This is a genomic window from Actinomadura macrotermitis (genome assembly GCF_009604375.1).
In the GTDB taxonomy this organism is placed as follows: Bacteria; Actinomycetota; Actinomycetes; order Streptosporangiales; family Streptosporangiaceae; genus Spirillospora; species Spirillospora macrotermitis.
The window spans coordinates 175,928-187,533 of the sequence record NZ_WEGH01000005.1; the positions used below are offsets into that span (position 1 = coordinate 175,928).

General features: G+C 73.9%; 15 protein-coding genes. 9 read left to right on the plus strand and 6 right to left on the minus strand.

What is annotated here, in order from left to right; genetic code table 11:
• Nucleotides 1-255: 255 nt before the first annotated feature.
• Both ACRB68_RS33490 and ACRB68_RS33495 read left to right on the plus strand, forming a co-directional pair.
• Complete coding sequence (locus tag ACRB68_RS33490) at nucleotides 256-1,449, plus strand: RtcB family protein (protein ID WP_153539767.1); 1,194 nt, start codon at nucleotides 256-258, stop codon at nucleotides 1,447-1,449.
• A 54-nt stretch (nucleotides 1,450-1,503) separates the two neighbouring features.
• Nucleotides 1,504-1,863, plus strand: a complete 360-nt coding sequence (locus ACRB68_RS33495; protein WP_328595105.1) for an ADP-ribosylation/crystallin J1 — start codon at nucleotides 1,504-1,506, stop codon at nucleotides 1,861-1,863.
• On the opposite strand, the gene ACRB68_RS33500 is transcribed toward ACRB68_RS33495, so the two are convergent.
• Nucleotides 1,860-2,321 carry a nuclear transport factor 2 family protein gene (locus tag ACRB68_RS33500; protein ID WP_153539769.1) on the minus strand — a complete coding sequence of 154 codons (462 nt, stop codon included), beginning with the start codon at nucleotides 2,319-2,321 and terminating at the stop codon, nucleotides 1,860-1,862. The two genes, ACRB68_RS33495 and ACRB68_RS33500, sit on opposite strands and share 4 nt — an antisense overlap.
• A gap of 287 nt (nucleotides 2,322-2,608) precedes the next feature.
• Between ACRB68_RS33500 and ACRB68_RS33505 the strand changes: the two genes are divergently transcribed.
• From ACRB68_RS33505 to ACRB68_RS33530, 6 genes are all read left to right on the plus strand, one after another.
• Nucleotides 2,609-3,418: a hypothetical protein gene (locus ACRB68_RS33505; protein WP_153539771.1), complete on the plus strand. Its 810-nt coding sequence runs from the start codon at nucleotides 2,609-2,611 to the stop codon at nucleotides 3,416-3,418.
• A complete protein-coding gene (locus ACRB68_RS33510; RefSeq protein WP_153539773.1) occupies nucleotides 3,419-4,336 on the plus strand; it encodes a hypothetical protein in 918 nt (305 codons plus the stop codon).
• Between the two features lie 120 nt (nucleotides 4,337-4,456).
• Nucleotides 4,457-5,446: a GTP 3',8-cyclase MoaA gene (moaA, locus tag ACRB68_RS33515; protein ID WP_328595106.1), complete on the plus strand. Its 990-nt coding sequence runs from the start codon at nucleotides 4,457-4,459 to the stop codon at nucleotides 5,444-5,446.
• A gap of 38 nt (nucleotides 5,447-5,484) precedes the next feature.
• Nucleotides 5,485-5,796, plus strand: a complete 312-nt coding sequence (locus ACRB68_RS33520; RefSeq protein ID WP_153539777.1) for a DUF3467 domain-containing protein — start codon at nucleotides 5,485-5,487, stop codon at nucleotides 5,794-5,796.
• Nucleotides 5,789-6,367, plus strand: a complete 579-nt coding sequence (gene mobA / locus ACRB68_RS33525; RefSeq protein WP_153539779.1) for a molybdenum cofactor guanylyltransferase — start codon at nucleotides 5,789-5,791, stop codon at nucleotides 6,365-6,367. Before ACRB68_RS33520 ends, mobA begins: the two co-directional genes overlap by 8 nt.
• Nucleotides 6,364-6,639 (plus strand): DUF6457 domain-containing protein, encoded by a 276-nt coding sequence (locus ACRB68_RS33530; RefSeq protein WP_407924324.1) that lies wholly within the window; start codon nucleotides 6,364-6,366, stop codon nucleotides 6,637-6,639. Before mobA ends, ACRB68_RS33530 begins: the two co-directional genes overlap by 4 nt.
• Before the next feature lie 4 nt (nucleotides 6,640-6,643).
• Here ACRB68_RS33530 and ACRB68_RS33535 read toward each other — a convergent pair whose 3' ends face one another.
• Genes ACRB68_RS33535 through ACRB68_RS33545 form a run of 3 tightly spaced genes read right to left on the minus strand, consistent with a single transcriptional unit; the run spans nucleotide 6,644 to nucleotide 9,003 of the window.
• Complete coding sequence (locus ACRB68_RS33535) at nucleotides 6,644-6,853, minus strand: hypothetical protein (RefSeq protein WP_153539781.1); 210 nt, start codon at nucleotides 6,851-6,853, stop codon at nucleotides 6,644-6,646.
• 28 nt (nucleotides 6,854-6,881) lie between these two features.
• Nucleotides 6,882-8,213 carry an FAD-dependent oxidoreductase gene (locus tag ACRB68_RS33540; RefSeq protein ID WP_153539783.1) on the minus strand — a complete coding sequence of 444 codons (1,332 nt, stop codon included), beginning with the start codon at nucleotides 8,211-8,213 and terminating at the stop codon, nucleotides 6,882-6,884.
• Nucleotides 8,203-9,003 (minus strand): tryptophan 2,3-dioxygenase, encoded by an 801-nt coding sequence (locus ACRB68_RS33545; RefSeq protein ID WP_153539785.1) that lies wholly within the window; start codon nucleotides 9,001-9,003, stop codon nucleotides 8,203-8,205. Before ACRB68_RS33545 ends, ACRB68_RS33540 begins: the two co-directional genes overlap by 11 nt.
• A gap of 187 nt (nucleotides 9,004-9,190) precedes the next feature.
• On the opposite strand from ACRB68_RS33545, the gene ACRB68_RS33550 reads away from it, so the two are divergent.
• Complete coding sequence (locus ACRB68_RS33550) at nucleotides 9,191-9,970, plus strand: hypothetical protein (protein ID WP_153539787.1); 780 nt, start codon at nucleotides 9,191-9,193, stop codon at nucleotides 9,968-9,970.
• Here ACRB68_RS33550 and ACRB68_RS33555 read toward each other — a convergent pair.
• Together ACRB68_RS33555 and ACRB68_RS33560 are read right to left on the minus strand one after the other, a co-directional pair.
• Entirely contained in the window at nucleotides 9,967-10,980 is a 1,014-nt protein-coding gene (locus ACRB68_RS33555; RefSeq protein ID WP_153539789.1) for a zinc-binding dehydrogenase, read from the minus strand. The genes ACRB68_RS33550 and ACRB68_RS33555 overlap by 4 nt on opposite strands.
• Nucleotides 10,981-11,039: 59 nt before the next feature.
• Nucleotides 11,040-11,546, minus strand: coding sequence for a MarR family transcriptional regulator (locus ACRB68_RS33560; RefSeq protein WP_328595107.1), 507 nt, complete (start codon nucleotides 11,544-11,546; stop codon nucleotides 11,040-11,042).
• Nucleotides 11,547-11,606 lie beyond the last annotated feature (60 nt).

Sequence of the window (11,606 nt, forward strand, 5' to 3'; positions counted from 1 at the left end):
GCTGCGACGGGGCGTTGGCAACCGACTTCGGCGCAGCCGGAAGCAGACATGATGACCTCGCTCTCCTGGGTAACGTCCGTAGAGGGACATGTCATTTTCCTCGGCAGGCAAGATCGCTGTGGTGGATCGCGGTAATCGGCCTCTGCGGCGAGGTGTGCATGTGAGGCTCGGACGCGAAAACAGGTTGACCTCATTCGAGGCTTCTGGCCTCATAGAGGCCGGTTCGATCACCGCCGCAACGGAGAGGAGCAGGTGATGCCGTACCAGACGCTCAAGGGCGGCCGCGTTCCCATCCGAATGTGGACCGACCCGGACACCGTCGAGGACGTCGCGCTCGAGCAGCTGCAGAACGTCTCGAGCCTGCCGTGGATCGAGGGCCTCGCGGTCATGCCGGACGTGCACTACGGCAAGGGCGCGACCGTGGGGTCGGTCATCGCCATGCGCGACGCGGTCTCGCCGGCCGCGGTCGGCGTCGACATCGGCTGCGGGATGACCGCCGCCAAGTCCTCGCTGACCGTGGAGGACCTGCCCGACGACCTGGCGCTGCTGCGCCACAAGCTGGAGCGCGCCATCCCGGTCGGCCGGGGCTCCCACAAGGATCCGGTGGACCCCTCGGGACTGCCGGGGCTGAAGGAACGCGGCTGGTACGACTTCTGGAAGCGCTTCGACGATCTCCATCCTGCTGTTCGGGGTCGCCTTGGGCGCGCCCGCGCCCAGATGGGCTCGCTCGGGGGCGGCAACCACTTCGTCGAACTTTGCGCCGATGATGACGGTTCGATCTGGCTCGTCCTGCACTCGGGGTCGCGCAACATCGGCAACGAGCTCGCCGAGCACCACGTCGAGGCGGCGCGCAAGCTCCCGCACAACCAGGACCTCCCGGACAAGGACCTCGCCGTCTTCCTCGCCGGCACGGCGAAGATGGAGGCGTACCGCCGGGACCTGTTCTGGGCGCAGGACTACGCGCGGCGCAACCGCGCCGTCATGGCCGCCATCGCGCAGGACGTGGTGACCCGCTACTTCGGCGCCAAGCGCTGCACGTGGGGCGAGGTCATCAGCTGCCACCACAACTACGTGGCGGAGGAGACCTACGACGGCGTCGAGCTGCTGGTCACCCGCAAGGGCGCGATCCGGGCGGGCCGGGGCGACCTCGGCATCATCCCGGGGTCGATGGCGACGGGCACCTACATCGTGCGCGGCCTCGGCAACGAGTCGTCCTACAACTCGGCCTCGCACGGCGCGGGCCGCCGGATGAGCCGCAACAAGGCGCGCAAGGCGTTCACGGTCGAGGACCTGATCCAGCAGACGGCCGGTGTGGAGTGCCGCAAGGACGGCGGTGTCCTCGACGAGATCCCGGGCGCCTACAAGGACCTGGAGGCGGTCATCGAGGCCCAGTCCGACCTGGTGGAGGTCGTCGCCCACCTCCGCCAGCTGATCTGCATCAAGGGCTGACCCGGTGCTCCGCGCCCCGCAGGGCGCGGAGCACCTTTCGTGAAGGAGATCCCCGTGTCCGGCCCGACGACGACCCTGTGGCGCCCGACCGGCCCCAGGGAGCTGGAGCTGGTGCGGGAGCTGGGGTGGCGGGCCTGGCCGCCGCGCCTGCCCGAGCAGCCGATCTTCTATCCGGTGCTGAACGAGGACTACGCGATCAAGATCGCGCGTGATTGGAACGTGCCGCACGACGGCGTCGGCTACGTGACCCGGTTCGAGGTCGAGACCGAGTTCCTGGGCCGCTACCCCGTCCAGCAGGCGGGCGGCCGGACGATCCTGGAGCTGTGGGTCCCGGCCGAGGAGCTGGCGGAGTTCAACGCCCACATCGTCGGCGAGATCGAGGTCGTCCACGAGTTCCGGCCTGGGGGCCGCTAGCGGAGCGGGATCTCCTGGCCGCGCTCGCTCTCGGGCCGGGGGCCGAAGTAGCGGCGCTCGGAGGGCCGGATGAGGGTGTCGTTGATGCTGGCCTCGCGGCGCCGCATGAGCCCGTTGTCGGTGAACTCCCACAGTTCGTTGCCGTAGCTGCGGTGCCACTGGCCGGCGGCGTCGTGCCATTCGTACTGGAAGCGGACGGCGATGCGGTCCTGGCCGTGGCTCCACAGGCTCTTGCGCAGCGCGTAGTCCTGCTCGCGCTCCCACTTGGCGGTGAGGAAGTCGATGATCTCCGCGCGGCCGGTGAGGAAGACGTCCCGGTTGCGCCAGACGGAGTCCTCGGTGTAGGCGCGGGCGACGGCGTGCGGGTCGCGGGTGTTCCAGGCGTCCTCGGCCGCCTGGACCTTGGCGAGGGCGGCGGCGTGGTCGAACGGCGGGAAGGGCGGGCGGGCCTCGGTCATGGGACGTCCTAGCGTGGCGGCGAGGGGCGGGTGCTGCACCCCTTTTTCTAATGCCTCTGGTCATCTAAAGGCGTTAGATACGCTGGCATGCCGCGGACGCCCTGTCAAATGGTTGGCAGGTACCTGGCTCATTAGGAAATGCCTCAGGGACGATCGCCGGGCGCAGCACGGGCGACCGGGCTCGGTGCCGGCGCCGAGGGGATCCGCGCCCTGGGGCCGTGACGCGGGCGGAAAACCGGTTGCGGCGGGTGGTTAGGGTTTTTGCATGATCGAACTTTCCGGGGCCCATGCCTGATCGGCAGCGGCCCGCCAACGCCCGCGACGTGGGCGACGGCATGAAACTGCACCGCCGGGTGCTGCGGCTGAACGGACGCGACCACACCGTCATCGGCCTGCGCCCCGGCACCACCGCGCGGTTCAGCACGAACCGCTACCACGGCACCTGGCACGTGCTGTCGGACCAGCACGGCGCGCGGCTCCTCGGGCGGCTGCTGTGGGGGCTGTCCTACCAGGCCCGGCCCGGCACCCTGCTCCTCATCGACCGCCCCTTCATCGTGCCGACGCCGTTCGACGCCGACCCGGCCGACCCGGTCGTCATCGCGCCCGGCTGGGCGACGCCGTTCGGCGAGCCCGCCGCCCGCGACCTCGCCCGGCGGCTGCCGCTGGCCTCGCCCTCGGAGGGCACCGTCCGCTGGCACACTCGCGGGCTGGACGCCGCCCTGGACGGCAGGCGGCCCAGGGAGCTCGACATCGCGCCCTGGTGGGACGAGCGCAGCGGCCGGGTGGAGCGCTTGAAGGGCATGATCGTCCTGACGCCCTGCAACGCGCGCGAGGCCCGGGAGTGGGCGTTGCGGGCCGCCCGTCTGAACCCCGCCAACCGATGGGGCATGGCCCATGAATACGTGGGCGGATGGGAAGAGGGCGAGATCCAGGTCTTCCGCTCCTTCCGCCGCAAGGTGGGGATGGCCGCGCGCGCCCGTGCCGACGTGCTCGCCCGCCCCGACGCCCCCGCGGATCCGGACGAACTGCGCCCGCTCATCTGGGACCGCCATTACGAGATCGACCGCGCCATGAGGCGCCTTCGACGAAGCGGATGATTGAACGTCCTCACCACCTTCCACTGCGCGAACTGCGACGCCGTCCTCACCGCCCCGGTCATCCGGGTGCGGCTGCCTGAGCCCGGCATCACGCCGGATCACATGGACTTCCTGCGGACCGACTTCCCGGCTCTGATGCCTTCCGGCACCTACGCGGTGGAGCCGTCGGGGACCTGTGTGCTGTTCCCCGGCGACGTGCACGGTGCCCGTCTGGTCCCTGAGCGGTGCGGGGAGGGCTGCCTGGGGTTCGGCGACTCCGAAGGGCCCAACCTCGTTTGCGCGTCCTGCGGTACAGACCTCGGCGGCCGTGTCGACGACTGCCAGGCGTGGCAGAAGACCCGCCTGTACGCCGACCTGGTCCGCGCGCATGACGAACCCACCGCCGCCGAGCCGTGGGAGGGCCCCGGATACGGGCTCGGCTGTGCGCCCATCGGCGACGACGGCCGGTCCGACTGGCTCTGGTTCGGGCGCCTGGCGGTGAGCGCGGCGGCGATCCTGGCCTGTGCGGGCGAGGACGGCCTGCGTTTTGAAGGACCAGGCCTGATGCCGGTCGCGGAGTTCCTCAAGGTGTCGCTGCGCGGCACGCCGCGCGCCGCCCTCCTGCGGCCTGACGCGCCCGTCGTCTGCGCGCTGCCCGACGACGCCGCGCAGGCCGCCGGGGCGGCGCGGCTGCTGGTCCCCGTCCCGCAGGACCGCCCCTGGCGGGCGCCGGACGGCGTGACCTTCGAGGCCGTGCCGATCGAGCCGCACGTGTGGACCTACCTGGCGAACCCCCCGAAGGCCCCTTTTGTGGGCACCCGCTGGCGGAAGCCGGGTCTGGCCGCGGCCGAGCATCGCGAGGAGCCGGTCCATCGCCTGGCCGCCCCCGAGGTCGCCTGGCCGGCCCGCTGGCGGGGGCTGGTGGGAATGGGCCTGTGAACTTGGAGGTTCCGCCAAAAGGAGCCGCCTCCGAGCGGCCCGATACCGTCTCCCGCGATGCGTCCGATCGCCGGGCGGCGCAATAGGCTGAGTACTCAGGCAACAACGAAAGGGGTCCGCGTGCTGGTCGACACTTTCGGGCGCACCGCCACCGACCTGCGGGTCTCCCTGACCGACCGGTGCAACCTGCGGTGCGGCTACTGCATGCCGCCCGAGGGGCTGGACTGGCTGCCGAAGCCCGAGCTGCTCACCGACGACGAGATCGTCCGGCTGGTCACGATCGGCGTCCGCGACCTCGGCGTCACCGAGGTCCGCTACACCGGCGGCGAGCCGCTGCTGCGCCGCGGACTGCCCGGCATCGTCGCGCGCACCACCGCGCTGGCGCCGCGCCCCCAGGTCTCGCTGACCACCAACGGCATCGGCCTGGCCCGCCTCGCCGCGCCGCTCGCCGAGGCCGGGCTGGACCGGGTGAACGTCTCCCTGGACACCCTGGACCGCGCCACCTTCCAGCGGCTGGCCAACCGCGACCGGCTGCCGGACGTGCTGGCGGGCCTGCGCGCCGCCCGGGAGGCGGGCCTGAGCCCCGTGAAGATCAACGCGGTGCTGATGCGCGGGATCAACGACCACGAGGCGGTGCCGCTGCTGCGGTTCTGCCTGGAGCACGGCTACCGGCTGCGGTTCATCGAGCAGATGCCGCTGGACGCCCAGCACGGCTGGACCCGCGAGAACATGATCACCGCGGACGAGATGCTGGACCGGCTCGGCACCGCGTTCACCCTCACCCCGGACGAGGCGCACGACCGCGGCAGCGCCCCCGCCGAGACCTTCCTGGTCGACGGCGGCCCCGCGACGGTCGGCGTGATCGGGTCGGTGACCCGGCCGTTCTGCGGCGCCTGCGACCGGGTCCGGCTGACCGCCGACGGCCAGGTCCGCAACTGCCTGTTCGCGACCGAGGAGTCCAACCTGCGCGACGCGATGCGCGCCGGCGCGTCCGACGCCGAGATCGCCGGGCGGTGGCGGGCGGCGGTGCGCACCAAGCGCGCCGGGCACGGCATCGACGACCCGAGCTTCCTGCAGCCGGCCCGCCCCATGTCGGCGATCGGCGGCTGAACCCCGCCCGGCCTGGCGCGTCGTGCGACGATGGCGGGGTGAGCGAGGAGCCGCTGGAACACCGCGTCGAGATCACCGTTCCGCCCGAGCACGAGGTCGGCGCGTTCGCCGGGTTCGCCTCGGTATGGCGGACCCAGGACGGGCTGGTGCTGGACTTCGCCACCGAGGTGCGGCCGCCGGAGGTGTCGCAGGACCCCGAGACGGGCGAGCGCTACGTGCACGTGCCCGCCAAGGTCGTCGCCCGGGTGCGCATCCCGCCCGCCCAGGTGTGGGAGCTGATGAAGTCGCTGGAGCAGGGCCTCAGCGCCTACGAGCGCGAGAGCACCGCCCGCCGGCGCGGCGATGGCTGAGCGGGCCTTCGACGCCGTCGTGCTGGCCGGCGGGCAGGCCCGGCGGCTCGGCGGCGCCGACAAGCCCGGCGCGCCGGTGGCGGGCCGGGCCCTGGTCGAGTGGGTCGCCGATGCCGTCGCGGCCGCCGGCCGGCTGATCGTGGTCGGGCCGCCGCGCGCCGCGCTGCCGCACGCGGTCGCCGTCCGCGAGGACCCGCCCGGCGCGGGACCGGTCCCGGCGCTGCGCGCGGGCCTGGCGGAGGTGCGAGCGCCGTGGCTGGCGCTGCTCGCCGCCGACCTGCCGTTCCTGCGGGCCGGGCACGTCGCGGCCCTGCTGGACGCGGCGCGGGGCGCGGACGGCGCCGTCCTGCTGGACGACCAGGGCCGCGAGCAGTGGCTCGCCGGATGCTGGCGGACCGGGGCCCTGCGCGCCGCGCTCGCCGGTTACCGGCGCTCGTCGCTGTTCGGGCTGCTCGGGCCGCTGCGCCCCGTCCCGGTCCGGCTCGCGGCGGGGGAGCGGCCGCCCTGGTACGACTGCGACACCCCGGACGCCCTTGCGGACGCCGAGCGGCTGGCCCGTGGTGGAATGTGACAGCGGCCGCGCCCGCCGGCCAGGGGAAGGACACGATGCTGGAAGAGTGGCTGGAGGCGGTCTGCCTCGAACTGGGGCTGTCCCGCGAGGACGTCGACCGGGACCTGGTGCTGAACCTGGCCCGCGACGTCGCGCATGGGGTGGCCCGGCCGGGCGCCCCGCTGACCACCTACCTGCTCGGCCTGGCGGTCGCGCGCGGCGCTCCCGCCCGCGACGCCGCGGCCCGCGTCACCGAGCTGGCCGAAGGCTGGACGAAGCCCGAGGCCGGGTGACCCGCTAGGCGTCCAGCTCGCCGACCGGCACCACGTCGCACAGGAAGCTCCGCCGGTCCAGGAACGAGGACAGGCTCGCGCGGTGCTCGTCGCAGGCGAGCCAGACCTTCCGCCGCTCCGGGGTGTGGATCTTGGGGTTGTTCCAGCGCAGCGCCCACACCGCCGCGGCGCGGCAGCCCTTGGCGGAGCAGATCGTTTCCTGGGGTTCGGTCACGCTCCACCTTGGCACAGCCGCGCCGCGATCACCGAACCCGGCCGCGGCGCCGGGCCAGCGCGCGCAGCGCCGTCCCGGCCAGGACGCCCCCGGCGACGGCGGCCCCGGCCAGGATCCGGTTCTGCCGCCGGATCCGCGCCGGGATCTCGGCGTAGGGCAGCGTCGTGAACGACACCAGCTCGTACCGGGAGACGTAGCGGCCCGACAGCCACCGCTCCAGCGCGTGCTGCCCGGCCATCTTGGCCCGGTACACCGGCGAGGACACCCGGTCGCGCATCTCGACGAAGTTGTCCAGCGCCATCTCGGCGATGGCGTCGGTGTTGCCCTTGCGCCGCTCCTGGTAGCGCGCGAGCGCGCGCTGCCAGTCCCCGCCGGTCTCCTCCAGGCAGCGGTCGATCTCGATGCAGTCCTCGAACGCGCAGTTGGCGCCCTGCCCGAAGAACGGCACGATCGCGTGCGCGGCGTCGCCGACCAGCGCGACCGTCGCGCCCGCGCCCTGGCGCACCCACGGCCGGCAGCGGACGGTGACCAGCGAGCCGACCGGGTTGTGCGCGAAGTCGGCGGCCAGGTCCGGGATGAGGCCGGCGACGTCGGGGTAGTGCGCCGCGAAGTGCGCGCCGACCTTGGCGGCGGTGTCCAGCGCCTCGAAGTCGCGCTTCGGCCAGAACAGCGTGCAGGTGAACGACCGGTCCAGGTTCGGCAGCGCGATCATCATCGAGGTGCCGCGCGGCCAGATGTGCAGCGCGTCGGGGTCCAGGGCGAACTCCCCGCCCCGCGGCGGGATCGTCAGCTCCTTGTAGCCGTGCTCCAGGAAGTCCTGGGCGGCGTCGAACCCGCCGATCGGCAGCACCGCCCGCCGGATCGCGCTGTAGGCGCCGTCGGCCGCCAGCACCACCGAGGCCGGCTCGGCGGGCGCGCCGTCCAGCAGCACCCGCCCGGCGGCGGCGTCGACGCCGGTCACCCGCGCGCCGAAGCGCAGCGTGACGCCCGGGGTCGCCTCGGCGGCGTCCAGCAGCGCCTCGTTCAGCTCGGCGCGGCTGATGGAGTTGATCGCGCGCCGGCCGTCGGAGCTGTAGGGCTGGAAGTTGCGGGCGCGGTTCAGCGGGTGCACCATCCGCCCGTGCATGGGCAGCGCCCGCTTCAGCGCCAGGTCGCGCAGCCCGACCTGCTCCAGCGCGGCCAGGCCGCGCGCCGACAGCGCCAGGTTGATGGAGCGGCCGCGCTCGGCGCCGGTGACGCGCGGGTCGGCGCGCCGCTCGTACACCGTGACGGCGATGCCGCGGCGGCCGAGCAGGGTGGCCAGTAGGCTGCCGGCCAGGCCGGCGCCGACGATGGCGACCCGGGGGGTGTCAGGCGTCATGGACGACGGTCTCCTCGATCTGGGACCGGACCTCCCACAGGTCCGGGAAGGCCGGGGTGAACAGGGTGCGGCGCAGGTACTCGGCGCCGTCGGAGCCACCGGTGCCGATCTTGGCACCGATGGTGCGCTCGACCATCTTCACGTGCCGGTAGCGCCACTCCTGGACGCCCTCGTCCACGTCGACCAGGGCCTCGCACACCTCGGCGGCCGGGCCGGTGTCGTCGGCGTACACCGCCAGCAGCACCTTCTGCACGCCGGGGTCGGGCCGCCACGGCGCGGCCGGGTCGCGCTCCAGGACGGCGGCGGGGACGGCGTGCCCGTGCGCGGCCAGGTAGCGCAGCAGCGAGTCCAGCAGCGAGCGGCGGCCGAGCGCGGCGCGCAGCCGGTCGTCGTCGCGGACGTCGGAGGCGGGGAAGGAGCGCCGGCCGAGCACCGCCTCGATCTCGCGGAACTGCGCCGACTGGAAGCCGCTGGAGGTGCCGAGCGCGTCGCGGAACGAGGCGAACTGGCGCGGCGTCATGGTCTCCAGGACGTCCAGCTGGCCCACCACCGTCTTCAAGATCTTGGCGATGCGGCGGGCGGTGCGCAGCGCCCCGGCGCTGTCGCCGGCCTCCAGCCGGCGCTGCAGCAGGGCGGCCTCGTGCAGGATCTGCTTGAACCACAGCTCGTAGACCTGATGGATGATCACGAACAGCAGCTCGTCGTGCGCCCCGGTCCGGGGTTCCTGGCAGGCCAGCAGCTCGTCCAGCCGCAGGTAGCCGCCGTAGGTGACGGCCTGCGCGTCGTCCATCGACGTCGTCCCTCCCGCGGGCCCGCGGCGACCCGGCACACCGTTGTACCGGGGACATCCGCCGCAAGACCGGCACCAAACGGTATACACCGGTCAGGTGACCTATCCGACATCCGGGGGTGCCCGGCGTGGCGCCGGTGAGCTGCGACACTGGGCGGCAACGACCGGCGGGCGCCAGGGAGCGGGAGTGCAGGAGACGGACCGGCTGCGCAGGGCCGCGGCGTTCTACCGCCCGCCCGCGCGCCGCCCCTACGCGCGCGCCGAGCTGAGCTTCCTGCGCTGGGCGTCCGCCCGCGGGGTGATGGACGAGCGGACCGGCAGCCCGTGGTGGCGGGCCGTCAACGACCGGCTGCTGCGCGACAAGGCGGCGGCGGACGCGGCCGGGGACGGCGCGCCCGCGCCGAGCGTCCGGCTGTGGCGGGAGTTCACCGCGGCCCCGTCCCCGGCGTCCTGGTACCGGGCGCACAACGCCAGCGTCGTCGCCGGCTACCTGGACAACCTGCCGCTCGCCGAGGCCGAGCTGCCCGCCGAGCGGTTCATGATGAACGTGGCCCTGCTGCGGGTGCTGTACGCCCACGCGCTGGTGGCCCGGCCCCGCCTCGCGCTCGGCCCGTTCGCGCGGCTCGGGCCGCCGCTCGGCGACCCGCGCGGCGGCTCGGTCGGGTTCTTCCTGGACCTGCGCAGTTCCTTCCCCGCCCGCTACCCGCTGACCGGCCTCACCGCCGAGCGGCTCATCGAGACCGAGGGGCGGGTGGCGCGCGCCCTGGACTACGGCCTGATCGCGCCCCGGCTGGCCGGTGTCTACGGCTTCGCGTCCCGCACGCTCGGCGAGCCGCGGGTCGCCGGGCTGATCCACGACGGGGCGCCCTGCTACGCCTGGCCCGCCGCGCGGCGCTCGGTCTGGCCGTCGGGCGCCCTCGGCCTCGCCCGGCTGGTCGCGCTGGCCACCGGCGCGCCCGCCCGCTAGGGCTTCAGGACGAGGCGGATCGGGTTCCCCTCCTTGCGGATCAGCCGGTCCACCGCCTCGCGCGCGTCGGCCAGCGGCAGCACCCCCGAGACCGACCGGGAGAAGTCCAGCCGGTGCCCGCGCACCAGCGCCAGCAGCTCGGGCAGGTCGGTGAACTCCGAGCCGTAGTGGCCCCTGATCTGCTGCTGCAGGTAGCTGAACGCGGTGCCGTCGCTGATGGTGAGCGGCTGGTGGGTGAGGCCCACCAGGACCATCCGGCCGCGCGGGCCGAGGCACCGGGCGGCCTGCTCGCGCACCGGCGCGACGCCGGCGAAGTCGAAGGCGATGTCCAGCCCGATCCCGCCGCTCGCGGCGCGGATCTGCTCGACCGCGTCCTCGGCGGCCGGGTCGACGGCCACGTCGGCGCCGAAGTCCAGGGCGCGGTCGCGGGCGGCCGGCAGCGGGTCGACGGCGATGATCGGCGCGGCGCCGGCGACGCGCAGCAGCTGCACGGCGTGCGCACCGAGCCCGCCGGCGCCCCACACCCCGGCGGGCCGCCCCGGCCGGGTCCGGCCGGTCGTGGTGATGGCCGCCCACGGCGTGGACACCGCGTCGGGGATGATCGCGGCCTGCTCGAAGGGCAGGTCGTCGGGGATGGCCAGCAGGGTGCCCGCGGTGGCGAGCGCGTACTCGGCCCAGCCGCCGTCGTAGTCGACGCCGCGTGTGTGGACGACGCCGTCGCGCTCCTCGCCGGCCGCCAGCAGCACTCGCTGCCCCGGCCGCCAGGCGGTGACGCCGGGTCCGAGCGCGTCCACCGTGCCGGCGACCTCGTGCCCGAGGGTCACCGTGTCGCCGGGCAGGAACAGCGGCTTCAGGCCGCCGTCGATCAGGTGCACGTCCGACAGGCACACCCCGGCGGCCTCGACCCGGATCCGGACCTCGCCGGGGCCGGGCTCGGGCACCGGCACCTCGGTGACCTGGAAGTCCAGCGTGGCGACGTTCAGCCGTCCGGCGAGCATGGTGGCGGTCATGGGGGGACGATCCCCCCCATCGGGGTCAATCCACGGCAAGGCGGGGGCGATGTTACGCCCTAGGGGGCGATCTCGCCCGCCGAGACGCGGACGGCGCGCAGCGCCTCGGTGATGCCGGCGGCCTGCTCGGCGGTCAGGTCGGCGAGGCCGAACTCGCCGTCGTGCAGCGCGGTGGTCGCCTGCTCGGCCAGCTCGCGCCCGGCCGGGGTGATGGAGGCGAGCACCACGCGCCGGTCGTCGGGGGAGGGGGCGCGGCGGGCCAGGCCGCGCTGCTCCAGCCGGCCGATCACGTTGGTGACCGAGGCCGGGTGGACCATCAGCCGCACCCCCATCTTGCCCATCGGCAGCGTGCCGGTGCGGCTGAAGGCGAGCAGCCGGAGCGCCTCGTAGGCGGCGAAGGTCAGCCCGTAGGGCTTCAGCACCGCCTCGATCCGGCTGAGCAGCAGCTGCTGGGCGCGCATCACCGAGGTCACCGCCGCCATATGGTCGGCGTGCTCGGGCCACCGGGCGCTCCACTGGCGGTGCGCCTCGGCGATCGGGTCGAAGGGGGCGTCGGGGCCGGTCACAGGGTCACCGTATGCCACCGGGGCCGCTTGACGGGGTCGCGCACGGAAACTACTTTAACT

What these genes read in the sequence shown, in the direction of transcription:
- ACRB68_RS33490 (WP_153539767.1), top strand. Translation starts at nt 256, where the DNA reads ATGCCGTACCAGACGCTCAAGGGCGGCCGCGTTCCCATCCGAATGTGG.
- ACRB68_RS33500 (WP_153539769.1), bottom strand. Translation starts at nt 2,321, where the DNA reads ATGACCGAGGCCCGCCCGCCCTTCCCGCCGTTCGACCACGCCGCCGCC.
- ACRB68_RS33505 (WP_153539771.1), top strand. Translation starts at nt 2,609, where the DNA reads ATGCCTGATCGGCAGCGGCCCGCCAACGCCCGCGACGTGGGCGACGGC.
- mobA (WP_153539779.1), top strand. Translation starts at nt 5,789, where the DNA reads ATGGCTGAGCGGGCCTTCGACGCCGTCGTGCTGGCCGGCGGGCAGGCC.
- ACRB68_RS33540 (WP_153539783.1), bottom strand. Translation starts at nt 8,213, where the DNA reads ATGACGCCTGACACCCCCCGGGTCGCCATCGTCGGCGCCGGCCTGGCC.
- ACRB68_RS33545 (WP_153539785.1), bottom strand. Translation starts at nt 9,003, where the DNA reads ATGGACGACGCGCAGGCCGTCACCTACGGCGGCTACCTGCGGCTGGAC.
- ACRB68_RS33555 (WP_153539789.1), bottom strand. Translation starts at nt 10,980, where the DNA reads ATGACCGCCACCATGCTCGCCGGACGGCTGAACGTCGCCACGCTGGAC.